Raw genomic sequence first — 20,348 nt, forward strand, 5'->3', positions numbered from 1 at the left:
TTGGACCCGGGTTCCGGATTCCCGGTAAATGGGGTCCGGGCCGCCAGAACCCGGCCGGTTCCTCGCCGCCCCGGCGGCAATGGGGGCCGGGGCCGCGCGACCGCAACCGCCTCACTTCTCGATGATGCTCTCCTCGACGGCTTCGCCGAAGTGGCGCGCCACGTCCTCGTAGTAGACGAGCGCCTCGTCGCCGGGCTCGACGTCGGTGACGGCCTTCCGCCCCTCGCTCGTCGCGATCTTCACGGTCTCGGCGTTCTGGATGAGCGTCTCGATGCGGTCGGTACCGTCCTCCGTCTCTATCTCCGCCTGGATCCGGAACATCGGGCGCTTCTCGATCTTCACGCGTCCCACCACCGCCTCGCGGGTGTGGCCGTCGGTGTCGACGACCTGGACCTCGTCACCGCTCGACAGCTCGGCGAGGTAGTTGGTGCCGCCCTCGGCGTTGCGGACGTACGCGTGGACCGCGCCGGCGTTCACGCGGAACGGGCGCGAGGCGACGTACGGCGACTCCGCGGTCTCGGCGTGGACGAAGAAGAGCCCGCGAGACATCGAGCCGACGAGCATCCCCTCGCTGTCGTCCATCAGCGATCCGGTGTCGATACAGACGCGGTCCGCCATCCCGGTCTGTTCGACCTCGGTCACCTCGGCGTGCCGGAGGTCGAGCGTCTCGCGGTCGGCGGCGTCGCGGGCCTCGACCGCGCCGCGGATCTCGTCGGGCGAGTCCGCGTCGAGGAGGACGCCGTCGGCGCCGATCTCCAGCGTCTCGAACGCGGTCCGGGCCTCCGCGGCGGTCGTGGCGCCAGCGATCAGGTGCGTCTCGTCGCCGACCCGGGCGATGAGGTTCTCCAGCGGGATGATCGACCAGTCCTCGCCGACGATCACGGTGAACTCGGCCTCGTCGGCCGCGGCCTCGGCGAACTCCTCGTACTCGGTGCCCAGAACGCGGACGTACGCGCCCTGCGCGCGGTCGTCGCGGCGGCGCAGCGTGGTCAGGTCGGCCGAGCCCGAGAGGTCCTCGGGCATGTCGATCGTCCCGTCGCCCTCGCCGCCCTTGCCGACGAAGTACGCATCGGCCTCGGCGTCGCTCTCGGCGTCGTCGATCACGTCGGCGTCGGAGCGGAACGCCGCCACGTTCACGTCGCCGAGCTCGCGGACGCGGCCGACGTCGCCCTCGTCGACGAGCACCCAGTCCGCGCCGGCCTCGATGGCGGCCGTGACCCGTCGCTTGCGCGCCTCCCAGTCGCCGACGGCGCCGTCGGCTTTGACCCAGACCGTGCGTGTCATTGTCGGAACCTCACGGCCCGCCGGCTTGAAAACTGCGGAAGGGTCGCGCGATGCGGAGGCCGGCGCGGCGACGACAAAGCACTTATCACTGAGATAGTATCGTCTAACGCACACCTCCGCATGACGCCACCAAGCCAGCGCCTCTCAGCGGCGAGTTCCCGATACGGCGGTGCGCGCGAGTCGTTCCGTGAACGCGCCCGGCCGCGCCTCGGGATCGATCCGCGGGGGCTTGGCATCTTTCGGATCGCGGTGGCGCTCCTCCTCCTCGCCGACCTGCTGATCTATCGGCTCCCGGCGATTCGGACGTTCTACACGGACGGCGGCGTCCTCCCTCGCTCGACGCTCGCCGAGACCTTCCCGCTGCTGGAGCGAGCGTCCCTCCACGCGATGTCCGGGTCAGCGCGGGTACAGACGGGACTCCTCGCGGTCGCCGTCGTCGCCGCCGTCTGCCTGCTGGTCGGCTACCGCACGCGGGCGGCCACAGGGATCTCGCTCCTCCTGCTCGCGTCGCTGTACGCGCGGAACCCGTACGTGATCAACGGCGGGAACTCGATCCTCGCCGTGTTCCTCTTCTTGAGCCTCTTCCTTCCGCTCGACGCGCGCTATTCGCTCGGTTCGGGTCGCCGGAGCGACCGCGACGCTCGGGGCGACGTCGACGGACGAGCGAGCGACGGACGGGCGAGAGACGACCGAGGAGATGCCGCCGACCCGCGGGTCTGTTCGGTCGGAACGGCCGTCACGCTCCTGACGCTCGTGTCGATATACGCGGCGAACGCGGTCTCGAAGTACCGGAGCGACGCGTGGACGTCCGGGACTGCGGTCCCTCGGATCTTCCAGTTGGGCGAGTTCACCGTGGGGCTGGGGCCGCTCGTCTCGGAGTACACCGCCGTCCTGACCGCGGTCAACTGGCTCTGGATCGCGCTCCTCTCCGTCTCCCCCCTGCTGGTCGTCGCCACCGGACGGCGCAGGACCGCACTCGCCCTCGCGTTCGTCGCCGCGCACCTCGGCATGGCCGCGACGATGCGGCTCGCGGTGTTCCCGTTCGTCATGGCCTCGGTCCTGCTCCTGTTTCTCCCGCCCGCGGCGTGGGACCGGGTCGAGGCCGTCGCGACGAGGCGCTCCGACTCCGCGCGGCTCGGGGGGACCGACCCCGCGCACCGGAGCGACGGCGGCACCGACGCAGGGGCCGCGTCCCGGACTCCGTCGCGAGCCCGTCGCGTGCTCGGGGTCGGCGCCGCCGCGCTGCTCGTCGGCTTCTTCCTCGCGCTCGTCTGGTGGCAGGCCGCGGGTGTCGGACTCGTCGACCTCCCGGCACAGGAGTCGACCGGCGAGCTGTCGGAGGTGAGCTGGTCGTTCTTCGCGCCGAACCCGCCGGACGCCTCGGGCTGGTACGTCGTCGCCGGCACGCTCGATTCCGGCGAGACGGTCGACCTGCGTGACGGCGGGGCGGTCACGTTCGACCGGCCGCCGGACGCGGCGGAGACGTATCCGACGACCCTCTGGCACCAGTTCGGGTTCAGGCTGAAGAACGCCGCCGAGTCGCGGTACCGACCGGTGGCGTCGTACGTCTGCGAACGGACGGACCGCGACGTGGCGTCGGTGACCGTCTTCCACGTCGAACAGGCCGTCGACGCCGACGGGTTCGTCGGAGAACCGGACGCGGAGAAACGAGTGCGCGTCGCCTGCTGAAACGGTATCGGAACGCGACAGCTACGCCTCGACGAACCCGCCCGCTCGCAGCGCCTCCTCGACGCCCGCGTCGTCGTGGACGACCGCGGACACGGCGCGGGCGATCCCCTCGGGGTCCTCGTGCTGGAAGATCGACCGCCCCATCGACACGCCGGCCGCGTCGCCGTCCATGGCGCCGCGGACCATCTCGACCGTCTCGCGGTCGGTTCCCTTCGAGCCGCCGGCGATGACCACGGGCAGGCGGGTCGACTCCGTGACGCGCTCGAAGGAGTCGCCGTCGCCGGAGTACCCCGTCTTCACCACGTCGGCGCCGAGCTCCTCGGCGAGCCGGACCGCGTGGCCGAGCGCCTCGGGGTCGCTCTCGTCGACGCCCGGGCCGCGCGCGTACGCCATCGCGAGGACGGGAAGCCCGAGCCGCTCGGCGTCGGCCGTCAGCTCCGCCAGCTCCTCGATCTGGTCGGGCTCGTACTCCGAGCCGACGTTGATGTGGAAGGAGACGGCGTCGGCGCCCGCGCGGACCGCGTCCTCCGCGGTGCCCGTGACGCGCTTGTCGCTCTCGTCGGGGCCGATGGTCGTCGACCCGTTGAGGTGGACGATGTAGCCCGCGTCGTTCTTGTTCTGGTGGACGCGCGGCGCGATCCCACGCTGGGTGAGCACCGCGTCCGCGCCGCCGCTGGTGACGCCGTCGACGGTGGACTCGATGTCGACGAGGCCGTCGACGGCGCCCATCGTGATCCCGTGGTCCATCGGGACGATGAGGTAGCGGTCGTTCGTGGAGATGCGGTCGAGTCGTGCCGAGAGTCCTGCTGTCATTGTGGGATGGGTCGTTGTGTGAGAGTGTGGCAATCGGAGGTAAGTCGGTTTCGTTCGGGGACGTATTAGTCCGTTTCTGGTCAGGCGGACTCGACCGTCTCCGTCCGCGAGCGGTAGCCGCGCTCCGCGCCCGCCTTTAGTTCGCGGGAGAGCGCCTCCAGCCTGTCGGCGACCGCCGCGGTCGGCAGGTCGTTCTCGACGCCGTCGGCGACGACGTCGACGAGCGCCGAGCCGACGATGATCCCGTCGGCGCCGCCCGCGACGATGCGCTCGGCGTGTTCGCCCGACGAGATGCCGAATCCGACCGCCTTCGGCACGTCGTACTCGCGGAGCCGGTCGAGGCTCTCAGTGGTCTGGTCGGAGACGTCGTCGCGGGCGCCGGTCGTCCCCAGCCGCGCCTGAACGTACACGTAGCCGGAGACGTTCTCCATCATACGGTCCAGTCGGTCGCCGCGCGTCGTCGGCGCGACGATGAAGACGAGGTCGAGCCCGAACTCGTCGCAGGCCTCGCGCAGCGGGTCCGCCTCCTCCGCCGGCAGGTCGGGGACGACTAGTCCCTGAATCCCCGCGGCCGCCGCCCGCTCGACGAACGGCCGCGGGCCGGTCTCGCTACCGTACTGATAAATCAGGTTGTAGTACGTCATACACACCAGCGCGGCGTCGACCTCCACCTCCTCCGCGAACGCGAAGAACCGCTCCGGCGTCATCCCCGCGTCGAGCGCGCGGACGAGCGCCTCTTGTATCGTCGACCCCTCGGCGATGGGCTCGGAGAAGGGGAGGCCGAGCTCGATCACGTCGGCGCCGCCGCGGTCGAGCGCCTCGACGTGCGCCTTCGACGACTCGTAGTCCGGGTCGCCGACGACGAGGTACGGGACGTAGGCGGGGCCGTCGGCGAACGCGGCGGCGATGGCCTCGGAGTTGCCCGTCTCCGCCATTCAGATCCCCTCCGTGAACATCGACATGTCCGGCGCGTTCGGGAGGTCGCGCTGGTCCGTCTCCTCGATGGCGGCGTCGAGGTCCTTGTCGCCGCGCCCGGAGACGTTCACGACCACGCGCTCGCCGAGCTCCTCGTGGTGCTCTTCGAGGAAGCCGAACGCGTGGGCCGTCTCCAGCGCGGGGATGATCCCCTCCGTCGAGGAGAGCCGGTGGAACCCCTCCAGCGCGGCGTCGTCGTCGACCGCGACCGGCTCGACGCGCCCCTCGTCGACGAGGTACGCGAGCTCGGGGCCGACCCCGGCGTAGTCGAGCCCGGAAGAGACCGAGTGGCTCTCCATGATCTGTCCGTCCGAGTCCTGAAGCAGCTTCGTCCGGGCGCCGTGGAGGACGCCCTCCTCGCCGGCGTACAGCGACGCGGAGTTGGGCGCGACGCCCGCCTCCTCGTCGACTTCGAGCGTGGAGCCGCCGGCCTCGACCGCGCGGAGCGCGACCGACTCGTCGTCGACGAAGTCGGCGAACGCGCCCATCGTGTTCGAGCCGCCGCCGGCGCAGGCGACCACGTCGGTCGGGAGCCCGCCCGTCTTCTCTATCGCCTGCTCGCGGGCCTCCTCGGAGATGACCGCCTGGAAGTCGCGGACCATCACAGGGAACGGGTGCGGACCGACGATCGAACCGATCACGTAGTGCGTGTCCTCAACCGTCTCGGCCCAGTCGCGCATCGTCTCGGAGATGGCCTCCTTGAGCGTGCCGCGGCCCGTCGTCACCGGCTTCACCTCGGAGCCGTTGAGCTTCATCCGGAACACGTTGGGGCGCTGGCGGTTGATGTCGCGCTCGCCCATGTAGATCGTACAGGGCATGTCGAGGTGCGCGGCCGCCATCGCCGTCGCGGTCCCGTGCTGGCCGGCGCCGGTCTCCGCGATGATGCGCTCCTTGCCCATGTACTTCGCCAAGAGGACCTGCCCGAGGGCGTTGTTCAGCTTGTGCGCGCCGCCGTGGAGGAGATCCTCGCGCTTGAGGTACACCTCCGTGTCGTAGCGCTCCGAGAGCCGGTCGGCGCGCTGGAGCGGGGTCGGGCGCCCGCCGAACTCCGCGAGCCGCTCGCGGAACTCGTCCATGAACCCGTCCTCGTTGTTCAGGACGTACCGCTCGTAGGCGTCCGTCAGCTCCTCGATCGCGGGCATCAGCGCCTCGGGGACGTACTGGCCGCCGTAGCGGCCGAACTTCCCGTCGTCGCGGCCGCGCTCGCGGCCTGGCCGTCGCGAAAGCTCTCCAACCTCGCTCGTCGATGATTCGGTCTCGCTCATGTGGGTGTCTCCGTGGTGTCAGTCGTGTCGTCGAGTGTCGGGTCCGCGTCTTCGTCCTCGTCCGCCTCCGCCCGCACCAGTTCGCGGGTGTTCGCCTCCACGTCGCCGTCCATGATCGCGCTGCCGACGAGCAGGGCGTCGGCGCCCGCCGCCCGCATCCGGCGGACGTCCGCGGGCGAGCCGATGCCGCTCTCGGCGATCAGCGTGACATCGTCCGGAACGCGGGGCGCCACGGACTCGAAGGTTCCGAGGTCGACGACGAGCTCCGCGAGGTCCCGGTTGTTCACGCCGATCGTCGTCGCGCCCGCGTCGAGCGCGCGCTCCAGCTCCTCGCGGTCGTGGACCTCGACGAGGACCCGGAAGCCGCGGTCGCGGGCGGCGGCGAGCAGGTCCGGGAGGCCCTCGCCAACGAACCGCGCGATCAGCAGGACGACGTCGCTCTCGACGGCGTCCAGCTGCGCCTCGCCGACGACGAAGTCCTTCCGGAGCACCGGCACGTCGACGGCGTCGCGCACGCGTTCGAGCGTGTCGACGCTGCCGCCGAAGTGCTCCGGCTCGGTGAGCACGCTCAGCGCGGCGGCCCCACCGGCGACCATCCCCTCGGCGAGCGCGACGGGGTCGTCCTCGCGGCTGCCCTCCGTCGTCGGGCTCGTCGGCTTCACCTCGGCGATCACCGGAACGCGCCCGTCGGCCTCGGCCCGCTCGAACGCGGCCGAGAGGTCGCGAGGCGAGACCGAGACGGTTCCGCTCGCGTCCCCCCTCGCGTCCGCGCGCTCCCGAGCGGCGGACAGGATCGACCGGACCGCCGGCGCCAGCTCGTTTGGATCGTCCATTACTATACACTAATGTACGTATCTGTTCATAAGGCTTGCGGGGGTAAACGCGTTGGAGTCGACGCCACGTTCGTCCCGGGCGCCCGCTGTGGGAACCCCTCCTCGGGCGATAACTTAAGTGAATCACCCGTCCAATGAAGGGTATGGATACGGCGGGTACGTCTGGCGTCTTCGCCCGGGAGTTCGACGAGATCGGCCGGACCGTTCAGGTGGGGTTCGCCGGCGGTCGCGTCATCTCGGTGTCGTTCCCCGCCGAACCGCCGGGGGACGCCGACGGCGACCACGACCTGTTGGACCGGATCGAGGCGTACCTCGGCGGCGAGCGAGACGAGTTCGCCGAGGTGGCGCTCGGCCTCACCGTGCCGACCGACCAGCGGGAGGTGTTGGAGTCGCTCCGCAGCGTTCCGTACGGCGAGGAGGTCTCCGTGAGCCGGCTCGCCCGGCTCGCCGGCTTCGACCCCGACGACGCCGACGACCTGGAGACGGTCACGGGCGCGCTCAACGATAACCCGGTCCCCGTCCTCCTGCCGGACCACCGAGTGAGCGGCGGCCCGTACGCCACGCCGGGGGAGGTCCGAGACGTGCTGCGGTCCGTCGAGGGGATTTCGGTTAGGTAGGTCCCCCGGACGCGCGTCAGATCTCGAAGTCGGGCGTGTCGAACGCGCCCTCGTCGGCGGCGACGTCGTACCCCTGGATTCCGGTGAGCGCCAGATCGAGCGTCGCCTCGGCGTCCCACCGTCCCGTGTTGATGACCAGGTCGTAGATGGATCGGTCCGACAGGTCGATGCCGTAGTAGGACTTGTAACGCTGTTCCTCGATGACTTCGCGGACCTGCATCTCCGAGGTCATCTCCTCTCGGGCGGCCGTGCGGTCCGCGCGGACCTCGTCCGGGGCGTCGAGCCAGATCCGGATGTCGGCGCGGTTGCCGGCGATCCAGCCCGCGAGCCGCGACTCCAGCACGAACGCCTTGTTCGCGGCGCCCCACTTCTCGGCGATGCGGCGGAGCCGGCGGTCGAGCGCCCGGTCGATCTCCTCGGACTCGCCGGTCTCTGCGATCAGCTGCGAGAGGCTCATGTCCCGCTCGGCGGCGATCTCGCGGAACAGCTCGCCGCCGGAGACGTAGCCGCAGTCGAGCGCCTCGGCGATCCCCTCGACGAGCGTCGTGGCCCCGCAGCCCGGCGGGCCGGAGACGGTGACGAACAGGTTCCGGTCGATCCGTCGGTCGGGCTCCGGCGAGGTGCCGCTCATACGTGTGGCGACACGGATGGCCGCCGGATAAACGGGTCGGTCGCGCGAAGTTCCGCGGGACCGACGGAGATGGGGTCGGTCGCGCGAAGTTCCGCGGGACCGACGGAGATGGGGTCGGTCGCGCGAAGTTCCGCGGGACCGACGCAACCGATTTCCCTTCCCGAGCCCTGGTGAACGCCGTGAGCGAGACCACGGACCGCGGCGACGAGGCCGCCGCGCGGGCCCTCCTCCGAGACGCGGTCGACCGCGGCGCGATCCCGGACCCCGGCTTCGACCCGGAGACGGTCCCGATCGCGGACGCCGACGTGCTCGCGCGGCTCTCGCCGCCGGTCCGGCGCTGGTGGGTCGAGCGCTTCGGCGAGTACGTCGGCGAGAACGGCGGCTTCTTCACGCCCCCGCAGCGCGAGGCGATCCCCCACGTCGACGCCGGGGAGAACTGCCTCGTCGCCGCGCCGACGGGCAGCGGCAAGACGCTCGCCTCCTTCCTCGCGGTCCTCGACGACCTCTTCGCGCGCGACCGCGCCGGCGACCTGGAGAACTCCGTCTACTGCCTGTACGTCTCGCCGCTGAAGTCGCTCGCGAACGACATCGAGCGGAACCTGGAGGCCCCGTTAGAGGGGATCGGCGAGGCGATCGCAGCGACGGAAGGAGGCGACGGCGACGGAGAGGCAGACTCCTACGACCCCGGCGTCAGGCAGGCGATCCGCCACGGCGACACCTCGCAGGCGGACCGCCAGGCGATGCTCTCGGAGACGCCGCACGTCCTCAACACCACGCCGGAGACGCTCGCGATCCTGCTCAACTCGCCGAAGTTCAAGGAGAAGCTCCGCACCGTCGAGTACGTGATCGTCGACGAGATCCACTCGCTGGCCGCGAACAAGCGCGGGACACACCTCTCGGTGTCGCTGGAGCGCCTGACCGAGCTGGCGCGGAACGACCCGGAAGAGGGTTCTGCGGCGCACGACCCCGGCGACATCACCCGGATCGGCTGCTCGGCCACCGTCGAACCGCTCGACGGGATCGCCTCGTTCCTCGTCGGACGCGAGCGCGTCGACGGCGCGGCCGGCGAGGTCGACGGCTTCGAGACGCGCCCCTGCGAGGTGGTCGACGCCCGGTTCGCCCGCGAGTTCGACCTCGAACTCCGGACGCCGGCCGCCGACCTCGTCCACACGCCGCGGTCGGCGGTGACCGACCGGTTCTACGAGTCGCTCCGCGACCTGATCGAGTCCCACGAGAACACGCTGGTGTTCACGAACTCCCGGTCGGGCGCCGAGCGCACGCTCCAAGAGCTCCGCCAGCGGTTCGACTACGACGAGTCGGACTCCGGCTGCCACCACGGGAGCCTCGGGGAGGCCCAGCGCACCCGGGTCGAGGAGGGGCTGAAGTCGGGCGAGCTCGACGTGGTCACCACCTCGACGAGCCTGGAGCTCGGCATCGACATGCCGCACCTCGATTTGGTCGTTCAGGTCGGCTCCCCGAAGTCCGTCGCGGCGCTGCTCCAGCGCGTCGGGCGCGCGGGCCACAGCCCCGGCGAGACCGTCGAGGGGCGGGTGTTCGCGCTCGACCGCGACGAGCTGATCGAGTGCGCGACGATCCTCGCGCGCGCCGAGGACGGGTTCGTCGACCGCGTGTTCCCGCCCGAGGGGGCCTACGACGTCGCCGCCCAGCACGTCTACGGGATGGCCATAAACCGGATCCGACCGGACCGGGAGGTCCGCGAGGTCCTGCGTCGGGCGCACCCGTACCGCGAGTTCGACGACGCGGCCTACGAGCGGCTCCTCCGGTACCTCACGGGGGACTACGACGGCCTCGAAGAGAAGAACGTCTATCCGAAGGTGTGGCGCGACGCCAACGACCCGCCGGACGGCGAGCACCACTACCCAGATCACCCGGTCGACGAGACGCTCGTCGGCAAGCGCGGGCGGCTCGCGCGGGTCATCTACATGACGAACGTGGGGACGATCCCCGACTCGTTCACCTGCGACGTGTTCACGCGCGACGACGAGTGGGTCGGGACCTTGGACGAGTCGTACCTCGACACGCTGGAGCCGGGCGAGGTGTTCGCCCTGGGCGGCGAGCGGTTCGCGTTCCGCTACCGCCGCGGTTCGAAGGTGTACGTCGACCGCACGAGCGAGCGCCCGACCGTCCCCTCGTGGTTCGCCGAGCGCCTCCCCCTCTCCGCCGACCTCGCGCGCGAGGTGCTCGACTTCCAGGCCGAACTCCTCGACCGGCTGACCGGCGACGGCCCGAACCCGGGGCCGGCCGCGGTCCGCGCGTGGCTTCGCGAGTTCCCCCTCGACGGGAACGCGGTCCGCGCGCTCGCCCGGATGTACGACGAGCAGGTCCGGTACGCGGGCCCGGAGAGCGTCTCGACGCCCGACCGGCTCGTCGTGGAGGAGGAGCTCGACCGCAACGAGTACAAGCGCCGCTTCTACGTCCACTCCGTCCACGGCCGGCGGTTCAACGACGGGCTCTCGCGTCTCGTCGCGGCCGCGGTCGCGAACCGGACCGACGCCAACGTGGCGGTCGCGGTCGCGGACCGCGGGTTCTCGCTCGCGCTCCCGCTGAACCGCAAGGTCGACGTGGCACAGATTCTGGCCGATCTCGACCCCGAGACGGTCCGCGAGGACCTCCGCGAGGCCGTTCGGGGGACGGACCTGCTCCAGCGCTACTTCCGGATCAACGCGGGGCGAGCGCTCCTCATCCTGAAGCGGTACAAGGGGTACGAGAAGTCGGCCGCCGAACAGCAGGTGTCCGCCGAGATGCTGCTGTCGTTCGCGGCCGATCTGGAGGAGTTCGCCGTGCTGGAGGAGACGTACCGCGAGCTGCTGGAGGACCGGCTGGACGTCGGGGGAATCCGCGAGGCGGTCGGGCGGATCGCGACGGGCGACCTGGCGGTCGAACACCGCGTCGTCGACTCGCCGAGTCCGCTCGCGTTCGGGCTGGCGACGCTCGTCGACTCCGACACCGTCATCGCCGACGACGAGTCGGCCGTCCTCCGCGAGTTCCACGCCCGGGTGATGGAGGAGATCGACGAGGCGCCGCGGAGCGCCGGGAGCGACGAGGCCGGGGACCGCGACGCCGAACCCGCCGCGGACCGCCGACCGGACTGAGCCCCAGGGTTACGGCCGAATCGGCTCGGCCGGGAGCGGGTCGGGAAGCCCGTCCAAGATCAGCGTCGTGTAGTGGAGGAAGACGACCAGCGCCGCGAGCGACAGCAACAGCAGGAACAGCAGGACCAACCGCTCGTCGCTGCGGACGACCGCGGCGGTGTCGGCGAGGAACTCCGTGCGCGGGCGACGCTCGACCATCGACCGGTCGTTGCGTCCGCGTCCGTTTAAAAATAGGCTGTGGACCGCCGACTCGGCCGACTCGCTCGCGGCCGCTCAGTCGTCCGAAGGCGAGACGGGGGACCGGCCGAGCGGCTCGCCGTCGACGGGCTCGTCGGGGTTCGCGTCGACGGCGGCGTCGCTCAGCCCGAACTGGGCGTCGACGTCGGCGTCCTCGCGCACGTGGACGGTGCCGCGGTGGACGGCGATGGCGTCCGCGAGGTGGAGCCGGACCGCGTCGAGCAGCACTTCGGCTTCGAGGGGCTGCCCGCGGCGCTTGATCTCGTCGACGTCGGCGCCCGGCGGCACGTCGAAGGCGCGCTGGGCGATGACCGGGCCCTGGTCGAGGTCGGTCGTGACGTAATGGGCGGTGACGCCCGCGATGCGGACGCCCGCGTCCTTCGCCTGCCGGTACGCCTCCGCGCCGGGGAACGCCGGCAGCAGCGAGGGGTGGACGTTGATGATCCGGCCCTCGTACCGGAAGACGACCTCCGGCGAGAGGATCCGCATGTAGCGGGCCAGCGCGATGAGGTCCACGTCGTACTCGGCCAACAGGTCGAGGAGGCGCCCCTCGTCGGTGTTGCCGTTGCCGTCGCCCACGTCGTAGAACGGCTTGTCGTAGCGCTCCGCGAGCGACCGGAGGTCGCCGCGGTTGCCGATGACGACCGGGATCTCCGCCTCCGCGCCGTCGTCGGCCAGTTCGCCGTTGGCCTCGGCCTCCAGCAGCGCCTCGGGCGCGTGCGTCTCCTTCGTGACGAGCAGCGCGACGCGGCGGGCGTCCCGGTCACTCGGGAAGCGGACCTGGATGTCCACGTCGAGCTCGCGGCCGAGCTCGGCGAGCGCGCGGCGGAGCTCGCCCCGGGAGGTCTCCATCTCCGACGCGTCGACGCGGGTCGTCATCCGGAAGACGCCCTCGCGGACCGCCTGGTCGAGATCCTCGATGTTGATTCCCCGCTCGAACAGCAGGGAGGTGACCCGCGCGATGAGTCCGGTCTTGTCTCCTCCGACGACCGTGATCTCGGTCAGTTCGCGGGTCATGCGACGATCACCTCCGCGGGTTCGAGCGGCTGCATACACCCTCCCCAACAGGCGGAGGGGTTTGCCCCTTTCGTTCCGCGCGGTCCCTGCCTCCCGCACGAACGACCGCAATATATCCACGTATGTGCGTATAAACGCCGTTCCAAAACGGTTTTTACACACGACCCCGCACCGACGGGTATGACCGCGTACACGGCGACGGTGACGGTCCGGCTGAAGCGGGGCGTCCTCGACCCGGAGGCCGAGACGACCCAGCAGGCCCTCGAACGGCTCGGGTTCGAGCTGTCCGACCTCCGCTCGGCGGACCGCTTCGAGGTCGACCTCGACGCCGCCGACGCCGACGAGGCGGCCGCGCGCGCCGACGAGATGGCCGAGCGGCTGCTCGCGAACCCGACCATCCACGACTACGACGTGGCGGTCGCGGAGCGATGACGGTTGCCAACGCGGGGTGGGCGGCGTGACGGTCGCCGTCGTCCAGTTCGGCGGCTCGAACTGCGACCGCGACGCCGTCCGCGCGCTCGACCACCTGGGCGTCGACGCCGAGCGCGTCTGGCACGAGGACGGGCTTCCGGCCGACCCCGACGGAATCGTCCTCCCCGGCGGATTCTCCTACGGCGACTACCTCCGCGCCGGCGCGATGGCCGCCCGCGCGCCGATCATGGAGGAAGTCCGCGCGGCGGCCGACGAGGGCGTCCCCGTGATCGGCATCTGTAACGGCGCGCAGATCGGCTCGGAGTCGGGGCTCACGCCCGGCGCGTTCACCACCAACGCTTCCGCGCGCTTCCAGTGCGAACCGGTCCACCTGCGCGTCGAGCGCGCGGACACGCCGTGGACCGCCGCCTACGACGAGGGCGACGTGATCGAGGTCCCCATCGCCCACGGCGAGGGGCGCTTCGAGATCAGCGACGCGGCCCACGCCGACCTCGTCGCCGACGACCGCGTCCTGTTCCGCTACTGCGACGCCGACGGGAACGTCACGGACGCGGCGAACCCCAACGGCTCGACCGACAACGTCGCGGGCGTCCTCGGTGAGCGCGAGACGGTCGCGGTGCTGATGCCGCACCCCGAGCGCGCGACGCTCCCGGACCTCGGCCGGAGCACCGACGGCGCGGGAATCCTCGAAGCGCTCGCCTGATCGGGGTCGGAGTTCGCCTAACTCGACTCGCGGTTACCGCGCTCTCGCGGCCGATCCGCTCCGTTCCGCCTCCGTCGGTGACTCCGACTCGATCCCGTCCGCCCCCTCGGACTCCAGTTCGCGCTCCAGCGCCCGCTCGAACTCAGCCTCCGTGAGCTCCCCCTCCGCGTACCGTCGTTGAAGGCGTTCGACCGGCGTCTCGTCCCGCTCGCTCGGCTCCGATCCGTCGTCGCGCTCGCTCGCGAGCGCCCTGATTCCGACGACGCCCACGGCGAGCAGCGCCGCGACGGTGAGCAGCGCGAGGAGCGGGAAGAGGACCATCCAGCCGCCCATCCCGCCCGCCATCCCCGAACCGGCCATGCCACCCATAAGCGGCGCGACGGCGGCGGCGTCGAACCCAATCATGTGCGAAAATTACATTTCTGTGGGTAAATACTCCGCGGCCGTTCGCGGGTGGTGGGACCGCGCTCCCCCGTCGCCGGCAGACACGCTGCCGGCGTTCGGAAGCGAGCGTCGCGACGCCCCCGCACGACTTTTGCGCTCGGGCACCGAACTGGCCTACGTGAACGCGCGACACATCGACCACGTCAACCTCCGGATCCCCGAGGACGGCGCCGACGCCGCCCGCGAGTTCTACGGTGAGCGGCTCGGATTCGGCGTCGAGGACGCGCTGTACGCGGCCGACGAGAAACCGTTCTTCGACGTGCGGCTCTCGGCGACCGCGGTGATCCACCTCTGGCCGACCGACGAGTTCGAGCGGCCGACGAAGACGAACTACGACCACGTCGCGGTCGTCGTCGAGGAGTCGGTCGACGAGATCGAGGCCGAACTGGCCGAGGCCGACGTCGAGGTCGAGAAGACGCTCGACTCGCCGCTCGGCGCGACCGGCGAGGCGGGCGCGGTGTACGTCCGAGACCCGTTTGGCTACCGGGTGGAACTGAAAGCGCGGGTTTGAATCCCTCTATGGACGAAGTACAGAATAATACCGAACGGATCGTACTGTTCCTCGACGAAAGCGACGATCGCGCGTGGAAGGCGGCGACGATCGCCGATCGACTCGATCTGGATACGGACGTCGTTAGTGCGATCCTTTCCCGATTGAAAGAGCGTGACCTCGTCCGTCACAAGGAGTCGTACTGGACAATCACCGATGACGAAGAACGACTCCAAGCCGCCTACCGATTCCACCGACACCACAAAAACGCAGACGGTCAGTACGGCGAAGAACGCTTGGAAGAGATAAAAACGGAAGACATGGAAGAGATTTCGTGACAGTATTCCTACGCTGTCACCTGTACGGTTAGCAACGTTTCACTTTTAAGAGGGTGCGCACCAGAGATTTCCGAAAGATGGACGAGGAGACGGTGTCGGACTACGTCGAACGCTCCCTGTCGCTCGTCGAGTCGTCTCCGCAAATGGACGAGCAGAACACGCGATCTCGACTGATTGATCCATTTATAAGAGATGTTCTTGGATGGGACTTCTACTCCACGGAAATCGAGATGGAATACTCGGTCCAGATGGGGTCTTCAAAAAAGAAGGTCGACTACGCGCTGTTCGCCGACGGATCTCCGACTCTATTCGTCGAAGCGAAAGGCTGTGACACAACGATTACCGACGCTTACGCCGACCAACTACGGAGCTACATGCGACAGGAGTGGGTCGATTGGGGACTACTCACGAACGGAAAGACGTTCGCCGTGTTTCGTCTTAAAAAAGACGGCGCTACCCCCGACGTGGAACGCCTCGGAGAATCTGACCTCGCCGACCTCACCGCGAACGACTGGATGCTCGCCGCGCTCTCGAAGGATTCGATTCAGTCGGGTGCCTCGACAGAGATTTATCAGCGGGTGGAGCGTCGACGGCAAGCGATTTCGACGCTGTCCAAAGAGAAAGACGATATCGCGGATTCGATCCGTGAGACGGTCGTCGATCGAGTCGGCGAAGTTGTCTCCCAACCAGCTGAGTCGCTGTCGAAGACACTCGTAGACGATCTGATCGCGGAATTGGAACGAGATCAGAACGAGAGTCGGGTGGATAGTGAAACTGATACCCAGTCGTCAGACCCCACGAAAACCACCGGACATTCAGACGAATCTGGATCGTACGTCGTGGAACTCATCACCGATACTGGGTCAACGTTCCTCAGCGGTGAGAGCCAGTCAGACGTTATGGAGGGGACCGTGGATCATCTCATCGAAAACCACGGTCTGATCGAGGCGTACGCGCCACTTCCGTACGTTCCTGGACAGAAAATCGCGATGCTGAACGACGAGCCGAACCATCCGAACGGCGACGAGATGCGAACGTACCGGCAGGTCGGCGAGGACTACTATGTCTACACGTCATTAAACAAGAAAGACAAGAAACGCCATCTCCGAAACTTCGCCGACGCCTGCGGTGTCGACATAGATTATACAGGCGAGTGGTAATCCCGCCCCGAACTAGTTCGCCCCGCCGAGCAACCCTCGCCCCGACGCGGTCGTTTAAGAGTCCCGAGCGACAGGGTCGGGTATGAGCGAACAGCAGCCGAGATCCGACGACGACGACGAGCGGCGTCGTCGCCGGGAGGACACGGACCGATTCGCCGGCGGGAAAGACGAGGAGCTGCGGAGCCGCGAGGTGACCGAGGGGCCGGACAAGGCGCCGCACCGCGCGATGTTCCGCGCGATGGGGTTCGACGACGAGGACCTCTCCTCGCCGATCATCGGCGTGCCGAACCCGGCCGCGGACATCACGCCGTGTAACGTCCACCTCGACGACGTGGCGGACGCCGCGCTCGACGGCATCGACGCCGCGGGGGGGATGCCGATCGAGTTCGGGACGATCACCATCAGCGACGCCATCTCGATGGGGACCGAGGGGATGAAGGCGAGTCTCATCTCGCGGGAGGTGATCGCCGACTCCGTCGAGCTCGTCTCCTTCGGCGAGCGGATGGACGCGCTGGTGACGGTCGCGGGCTGCGACAAGAACCTCCCCGGGATGATGATGGCCGCGATCCGGACAGACCTGCCCAGCGTCTTCCTCTACGGCGGGTCGATCATGCCCGGCCAACACGACGGGCGCGACGTGACGATCGTCCAGGTGTTCGAGGGCGTCGGGACGTACGCGCAGGGCGACATGGACGCCGACGAGCTCGACGACCTGGAGCGCAACGCCTGCCCCGGCGCGGGCTCGTGCGGCGGGATGTTCACCGCGAACACGATGGCGTCGCTCTCGGAGGCGCTCGGGCTGGCGCCGCTCGGCTCCGCCTCGCCGCCCGCCGAGGACGAGGAGCGCTACGCGGTCGCCGAGCGCGCCGGCGAGCTCGCGATGGACTGTATCGAGAACGACCGGCGGCCCTCCGACATCCTCACCCGAGAGTCGTTCGAGAACGCGATCGCGGTCCAGACCGCGATGGGCGGCTCGACGAACGCGGTGCTCCACCTGCTCGCGCTCGCGGGCGAGGCGGACGTGGACCTCTCGATCGAGGACTTCGACGAGATCTCGCGGCGCACGCCGAAGATCGCGGACCTCCAGCCCGGCGGGAGCCGCGTGATGAACGACCTCCACGAGGTCGGCGGCGTGCCTGTCGTCCTCCGGCGCCTGCTGGAGGCCGACCTGCTCCATGGCGACGCGATGACGGTGACGGGCCGGACGCTCGCCGAGGAGATCGCCGAGCTGGAGGAGCGGGGCGACCTGCCGGCCGACGACGAGATCGAGGCCGACTTCCTCTACACGGTCGACGAGCCGAAGGAGGAGGAGGGCGCGATCAAGATTCTCGACGGGAACCTCGCGCCGGACGGCTCGGTGCTGAAGGTGACCGGCGACGACGAGTTCTACCACGAGGGGCCCGCCCGCGTGTTCGAGAACGAGGAGGACGCGATGGAGTACGTCCAGTCGGGCGGCATCGAGTCCGGCGACGTGATCGTCATCCGCAACGAGGGCCCCCGCGGCGGCCCCGGGATGCGCGAGATGCTCGGCGTCACCGCCGCCGTCGTGGGCGCGGGCCACGAGGACGACGTGGCGCTGCTCACCGACGGCCGGTTCTCGGGCGCCACCCGCGGCCCGATGATCGGCCACGTCGCGCCCGAGGCCGCCGTCGGCGGCCCGATCGGGCTCATCGAGGACGGCGACCACGTCACGGTCGACATCCCCGAACGCGACCTGACGGTGGACCTCACCGACGAGGAGCTCGACGAGCGCCGCGAGGCGTGGGACGCGCCCGAGCCGCCCTACGAGGGCGGCATCCTCGCGAAGTACGGCCGCGACTTCGCGTCCGCCGCGGACGGCGCGGTGACGAACCCGCGGCTCACGCGAGACTTATAAAGGAGACGAGCAGCTGCTTTTTGGATTTATATGTGCGGTGGCGCGTGCCGACGAGCGGCCGAAGGCCGCGAGGAGCACGCGCGAGGGAGTCGGCCGACCGGAGGGAGGCCGACGAGGCTGGGGAGGTGTGAGGCTGCGGTGCTGTTGGGGGCGGGACTCAAAGGGGCAGTCGCGAGGCGGGCGCAGGCGACGTAAGCACCGGAAGGAGCGAGTGAAACGAGCGACTGAGGAGCGCAGCGAGCGTGCGCCCGCCTCGCGACTGGGGCTTTGGAGGTGTTCTCCGTAGCGCAGTCGATCGCTTATAATAGAGAATATCAATAAATCCGGAATTTCGCGCTAGGAGCCACTCGGATTACGCCCCGCTCGTCCCGCCGTCGGTCTGTGCGGTATTGACCGACTCGGCGCGCCAGACGTTGCTGCGGCGGCCGGCGCGCGACAGCTCCATCTTCACGACCGAACCCACCGGCAGGTCAGCGACGCGCTCGCGGGCGTCCTCGTCGGCGTACTCGACGACGTGGAACGTCTCGTTGCGGGGATGGGCACGTACAGTGGTACATTCGTGATCGTTCTGTGCGGAAATGACGGTGTACGCGTTCGATTGTGACATCTTATCCCGTTATTGCTGGACACCCTACTTCAAATCTCCGTATATTCACTACGGTCGTGACCGAAGTCGTAATACGGATATAAGGGCTTGAAGTTCCGAAACGATCGGGCGGCGCCGCGACCCGCCGTTGAGCGGAATCACCATACCTATCTCCGGCGACGGCGAAGGCCGGCCATGGACCGAGGCGACGGGCCGGAGAGCGAGCCGAACGTGGATGGCGAGCCGACCGCTGACGCCGAGCCGAGCGCAGACGACGAGATCCGACCGGAAGACGGGGTCGGACCGGACGGCGTGACGGACGTCGACGCCGGCGGCGTGGCGCTGTTCGTCGACGGCCCGAACGTGTTGCGCGAGGAGTTCGACGTCGACCTCGACGACGTGCGGCGGGCCGGCGAGGCGGAGGGCTCGCTGGTGACGACCCGCCTGTACCTCGACGAGCACGCGACGCCGGGGCTGATTCAGGCCGCGGAGGCGCGCGGCTTCGAGGTCGTGATCACGAGCGGCGACGTGGACGTGAAGCTCGCGGTCGACGCCGCGCGATTCGCGGCCGAAGGCCGGATGGACACCCTCGCGATCGCCTCCCGCGACACGGACTTCAAGCCGGTCGTCGAGACCGCGAACGGCTACGGGATCCGGACGCTCGCCATCGCGCCCGGCGAGTTCGGGCGCTCGGACGCCCTTCGGAACGCCGCCAACGGCTCCGTGACCCTCGACGGCGACGAGAACGAACCGGCCGACGGCGGAAGCGACGAAGCGGGTACTGAATCGGCCTCGACGCGATAAGGATCGAAACACGGTGTCGGCGGTGGCTGTTTATAAATGAACGAGAACTGGGCGTCGAACTCCTCCAAAGCCCCAGCCGGGAGGCGGGCGCACGCTCGCTGCGCGCTTCGGTCGCTCACTCCGTTCGCTCCCTCCAGTGCTTACGTCGCCTGCGCCCGCCTCCCGGCTGCCCCTTTGAGTCCCGCCCCGCACAGCAGCCTCACACCTCCCCAGCCTCGCCGCTCGCTCCCTCCGGTCGCTCGCGGCGTCCCTCGCACGCGCTCCTCGCGCCCTGTCGGGCGCTCGGAGGCGCGCGCCGACCACACCGCCTTTATAAGTCACCGGTACCGCCACTTTGCCTCCATTTAAATACTGTCTCGCTCCGACCGGACCGGCTCACTGTCTTCTACTGGGCCGAAACCGCCCCAGAAGCAGCGCCCCGATCCCACCGGCCAGTCCCGCGCCGCCCACGAGGACGACGCCGGTCGCGACCCCGCCGTACCGCGCGGTCGCCGCGTCGACCCACACCCGGATCCAGCCGAGGTTCGGCACCGCGAACAGCGCCTTGCCGACGATCCACTCGTCGGGGACGACCGGCGCGATACCGGCGCTCTGGTCGTACAGCTCGTTCGCGTCGCCGTAGGTTACGTACCCGTCGTACGGCGCGGGGCAGGTCGCGAGCTCGTCGCAGTCGCCCGCGAGGAGCTCCGGATCCGCCCGCTCCGTCCAGTCCTCCCCGGCCTCGACGGGGAACGCGAGGCGGTGGAACACCGGTCTCCCGCCGGCGCCCGGAACGGTGTAGACGACGACGTCGCCCGTCCCGCCGAGCCGCGTCGGCGCGTCCGGGTCGGCGGCGGTCGAGAGGTCGCCCCACGGCGCGCGGTCGGCCGCCGTGACGACGACGAGGTCGCCGCGCTCGACGCCGGGCGCCATGCTGCCGCTCTCGACGGCGACGAACGGCGGCCACGTCCCGACGAGCGCGCCGACGAGGACGGCGATCAGGAGGACCGCGACGGCGGGCGCGACGAGGCCGGTGCGATCGGGGCGACGGCTGCTCACGCC

21 protein-coding genes are annotated in these 20,348 nt (G+C 69.6%); 10 read left to right on the forward strand and 11 right to left on the reverse strand.

Going from position 1 to position 20,348, the window contains the following annotated elements; translation table 11 throughout:
• Positions 1-111: 111 nt before the first annotated feature.
• Positions 112-1,284: a 3-dehydroquinate synthase II gene (locus tag AC4NMM_RS14025; RefSeq protein WP_096393064.1), complete on the reverse strand. Its 1,173-nt coding sequence runs from the start codon at positions 1,282-1,284 to the stop codon at positions 112-114.
• A 120-nt stretch (positions 1,285-1,404) separates the two neighbouring features.
• On the opposite strand from AC4NMM_RS14025, the gene AC4NMM_RS14030 reads away from it, so the two are divergent.
• Entirely contained in the window at positions 1,405-2,973 is a 1,569-nt protein-coding gene (locus AC4NMM_RS14030; RefSeq protein WP_096393063.1) for an HTTM domain-containing protein, read from the forward strand.
• 21 nt (positions 2,974-2,994) lie between these two features.
• Here the strand turns inward: AC4NMM_RS14030 and AC4NMM_RS14035 are convergent, their stop codons facing one another.
• The 4 genes from AC4NMM_RS14035 to trpC all read right to left on the reverse strand — a co-directional run bounded on the left by AC4NMM_RS14035 (position 2,995) and on the right by trpC (position 6,859).
• Positions 2,995-3,786, reverse strand: coding sequence for a 2-amino-3,7-dideoxy-D-threo-hept-6-ulosonate synthase (locus AC4NMM_RS14035; RefSeq protein ID WP_096393062.1), 792 nt, complete (start codon positions 3,784-3,786; stop codon positions 2,995-2,997).
• A gap of 80 nt (positions 3,787-3,866) precedes the next feature.
• A complete protein-coding gene (gene trpA, locus AC4NMM_RS14040) occupies positions 3,867-4,721 on the reverse strand; it encodes a tryptophan synthase subunit alpha (protein ID WP_096393061.1) in 855 nt (284 codons plus the stop codon).
• Positions 4,722-6,026 carry a tryptophan synthase subunit beta gene (trpB, locus tag AC4NMM_RS14045; RefSeq protein WP_096393060.1) on the reverse strand — a complete coding sequence of 435 codons (1,305 nt, stop codon included), beginning with the start codon at positions 6,024-6,026 and terminating at the stop codon, positions 4,722-4,724.
• A complete protein-coding gene (gene trpC, locus AC4NMM_RS14050) occupies positions 6,023-6,859 on the reverse strand; it encodes an indole-3-glycerol phosphate synthase (protein ID WP_096393059.1) in 837 nt (278 codons plus the stop codon). Before trpC ends, trpB begins: the two co-directional genes overlap by 4 nt.
• Positions 6,860-7,002: 143 nt before the next feature.
• Between trpC and AC4NMM_RS14055 the strand changes: the two genes are divergently transcribed.
• Positions 7,003-7,476, forward strand: a complete 474-nt coding sequence (locus AC4NMM_RS14055; protein ID WP_096393057.1) for an MGMT family protein — start codon at positions 7,003-7,005, stop codon at positions 7,474-7,476.
• 16 nt (positions 7,477-7,492) lie between these two features.
• Here AC4NMM_RS14055 and cmk read toward each other — a convergent pair whose 3' ends face one another.
• Positions 7,493-8,107 carry a (d)CMP kinase gene (cmk, locus tag AC4NMM_RS14060; protein WP_096393056.1) on the reverse strand — a complete coding sequence of 205 codons (615 nt, stop codon included), beginning with the start codon at positions 8,105-8,107 and terminating at the stop codon, positions 7,493-7,495.
• Between the two features lie 170 nt (positions 8,108-8,277).
• Between cmk and AC4NMM_RS14065 the strand changes: the two genes are divergently transcribed.
• Positions 8,278-11,220, forward strand: a complete 2,943-nt coding sequence (locus tag AC4NMM_RS14065) for an ATP-dependent helicase (protein WP_491924539.1) — start codon at positions 8,278-8,280, stop codon at positions 11,218-11,220.
• A gap of 9 nt (positions 11,221-11,229) precedes the next feature.
• On the opposite strand, the gene AC4NMM_RS14070 is transcribed toward AC4NMM_RS14065, so the two are convergent.
• Positions 11,230-11,418 (reverse strand): hypothetical protein, encoded by a 189-nt coding sequence (locus AC4NMM_RS14070; protein ID WP_096393054.1) that lies wholly within the window; start codon positions 11,416-11,418, stop codon positions 11,230-11,232.
• A gap of 75 nt (positions 11,419-11,493) precedes the next feature.
• Positions 11,494-12,474 carry a formyltetrahydrofolate deformylase gene (locus AC4NMM_RS14075; protein ID WP_096393053.1) on the reverse strand — a complete coding sequence of 327 codons (981 nt, stop codon included), beginning with the start codon at positions 12,472-12,474 and terminating at the stop codon, positions 11,494-11,496.
• Between the two features lie 180 nt (positions 12,475-12,654).
• On the opposite strand from AC4NMM_RS14075, the gene purS reads away from it, so the two are divergent.
• Both purS and purQ read left to right on the forward strand, forming a co-directional pair.
• On the forward strand, positions 12,655-12,906 hold the full coding sequence (gene purS / locus AC4NMM_RS14080; protein WP_008442483.1) for a phosphoribosylformylglycinamidine synthase subunit PurS: 252 nt from the start codon (positions 12,655-12,657) through the stop codon (positions 12,904-12,906).
• A gap of 25 nt (positions 12,907-12,931) precedes the next feature.
• On the forward strand, positions 12,932-13,609 hold the full coding sequence (gene purQ, locus AC4NMM_RS14085; RefSeq protein ID WP_096393052.1) for a phosphoribosylformylglycinamidine synthase I: 678 nt from the start codon (positions 12,932-12,934) through the stop codon (positions 13,607-13,609).
• A 33-nt stretch (positions 13,610-13,642) separates the two neighbouring features.
• Here the strand turns inward: purQ and AC4NMM_RS14090 are convergent, their stop codons facing one another.
• Entirely contained in the window at positions 13,643-14,014 is a 372-nt protein-coding gene (locus AC4NMM_RS14090) for an SHOCT domain-containing protein (protein ID WP_423997631.1), read from the reverse strand.
• A gap of 157 nt (positions 14,015-14,171) precedes the next feature.
• Here AC4NMM_RS14090 and AC4NMM_RS14095 point away from each other — a divergent pair, with 157 nt between their 5' ends.
• The 4 genes from AC4NMM_RS14095 (at position 14,172) to ilvD (ending at position 17,917) form a co-directional block, all read left to right on the forward strand.
• On the forward strand, positions 14,172-14,564 hold the full coding sequence (locus AC4NMM_RS14095; protein WP_096393051.1) for a VOC family protein: 393 nt from the start codon (positions 14,172-14,174) through the stop codon (positions 14,562-14,564).
• Positions 14,565-14,572: 8 nt separating this feature from the next.
• Positions 14,573-14,881, forward strand: a complete 309-nt coding sequence (locus AC4NMM_RS14100; RefSeq protein ID WP_096393050.1) for a MarR family transcriptional regulator — start codon at positions 14,573-14,575, stop codon at positions 14,879-14,881.
• 77 nt (positions 14,882-14,958) lie between these two features.
• Positions 14,959-16,041, forward strand: a complete 1,083-nt coding sequence (locus tag AC4NMM_RS14105; RefSeq protein ID WP_096393049.1) for a type I restriction enzyme HsdR N-terminal domain-containing protein — start codon at positions 14,959-14,961, stop codon at positions 16,039-16,041.
• An 82-nt stretch (positions 16,042-16,123) separates the two neighbouring features.
• Positions 16,124-17,917 carry a dihydroxy-acid dehydratase gene (gene ilvD / locus AC4NMM_RS14110; RefSeq protein ID WP_491924540.1) on the forward strand — a complete coding sequence of 598 codons (1,794 nt, stop codon included), beginning with the start codon at positions 16,124-16,126 and terminating at the stop codon, positions 17,915-17,917.
• A 352-nt stretch (positions 17,918-18,269) separates the two neighbouring features.
• Here ilvD and AC4NMM_RS14115 read toward each other — a convergent pair whose 3' ends face one another.
• Positions 18,270-18,524: a DUF7999 family protein gene (locus AC4NMM_RS14115; protein ID WP_096393047.1), complete on the reverse strand. Its 255-nt coding sequence runs from the start codon at positions 18,522-18,524 to the stop codon at positions 18,270-18,272.
• Between the two features lie 174 nt (positions 18,525-18,698).
• On the opposite strand from AC4NMM_RS14115, the gene AC4NMM_RS14120 reads away from it, so the two are divergent.
• On the forward strand, positions 18,699-19,307 hold the full coding sequence (locus AC4NMM_RS14120) for an NYN domain-containing protein (RefSeq protein WP_491924541.1): 609 nt from the start codon (positions 18,699-18,701) through the stop codon (positions 19,305-19,307).
• 375 nt (positions 19,308-19,682) lie between these two features.
• On the opposite strand, the gene AC4NMM_RS14125 is transcribed toward AC4NMM_RS14120, so the two are convergent.
• Positions 19,683-20,345: a S26 family signal peptidase gene (locus AC4NMM_RS14125; protein ID WP_491924542.1), complete on the reverse strand. Its 663-nt coding sequence runs from the start codon at positions 20,343-20,345 to the stop codon at positions 19,683-19,685.
• Between the last annotated feature and the right edge of the window lie 3 nt (positions 20,346-20,348).

The organism is Halorubrum sp. SD41, from assembly GCF_058630335.1.

Bases quoted from the DNA above. Each gene is read 5' to 3' on its own strand.
- AC4NMM_RS14035 (WP_096393062.1), bottom strand. From the start codon at position 3,786: ATGACAGCAGGACTCTCGGCACGACTCGACCGCATCTCCACGAACGAC.
- AC4NMM_RS14070 (WP_096393054.1), bottom strand. From the start codon at position 11,418: ATGGTCGAGCGTCGCCCGCGCACGGAGTTCCTCGCCGACACCGCCGCG.
- AC4NMM_RS14105 (WP_096393049.1), top strand. From the start codon at position 14,959: ATGGACGAGGAGACGGTGTCGGACTACGTCGAACGCTCCCTGTCGCTC.
- AC4NMM_RS14090 (WP_423997631.1), bottom strand. From the start codon at position 14,014: ATGATTGGGTTCGACGCCGCCGCCGTCGCGCCGCTTATGGGTGGCATG.
- trpC (WP_096393059.1), bottom strand. From the start codon at position 6,859: ATGGACGATCCAAACGAGCTGGCGCCGGCGGTCCGGTCGATCCTGTCC.
- AC4NMM_RS14030 (WP_096393063.1), top strand. From the start codon at position 1,405: ATGACGCCACCAAGCCAGCGCCTCTCAGCGGCGAGTTCCCGATACGGC.
- trpA (WP_096393061.1), bottom strand. From the start codon at position 4,721: ATGGCGGAGACGGGCAACTCCGAGGCCATCGCCGCCGCGTTCGCCGAC.
- AC4NMM_RS14025 (WP_096393064.1), bottom strand. From the start codon at position 1,284: ATGACACGCACGGTCTGGGTCAAAGCCGACGGCGCCGTCGGCGACTGG.
- purS (WP_008442483.1), top strand. From the start codon at position 12,655: ATGACCGCGTACACGGCGACGGTGACGGTCCGGCTGAAGCGGGGCGTC.
- trpB (WP_096393060.1), bottom strand. From the start codon at position 6,026: ATGAGCGAGACCGAATCATCGACGAGCGAGGTTGGAGAGCTTTCGCGA.
- AC4NMM_RS14075 (WP_096393053.1), bottom strand. From the start codon at position 12,474: ATGACCCGCGAACTGACCGAGATCACGGTCGTCGGAGGAGACAAGACC.
- ilvD (WP_491924540.1), top strand. From the start codon at position 16,124: ATGAGCGAACAGCAGCCGAGATCCGACGACGACGACGAGCGGCGTCGT.
- AC4NMM_RS14100 (WP_096393050.1), top strand. From the start codon at position 14,573: ATGGACGAAGTACAGAATAATACCGAACGGATCGTACTGTTCCTCGAC.
- AC4NMM_RS14115 (WP_096393047.1), bottom strand. From the start codon at position 18,524: ATGTCACAATCGAACGCGTACACCGTCATTTCCGCACAGAACGATCAC.
- AC4NMM_RS14120 (WP_491924541.1), top strand. From the start codon at position 18,699: ATGGACCGAGGCGACGGGCCGGAGAGCGAGCCGAACGTGGATGGCGAG.
- AC4NMM_RS14055 (WP_096393057.1), top strand. From the start codon at position 7,003: ATGGATACGGCGGGTACGTCTGGCGTCTTCGCCCGGGAGTTCGACGAG.
- cmk (WP_096393056.1), bottom strand. From the start codon at position 8,107: ATGAGCGGCACCTCGCCGGAGCCCGACCGACGGATCGACCGGAACCTG.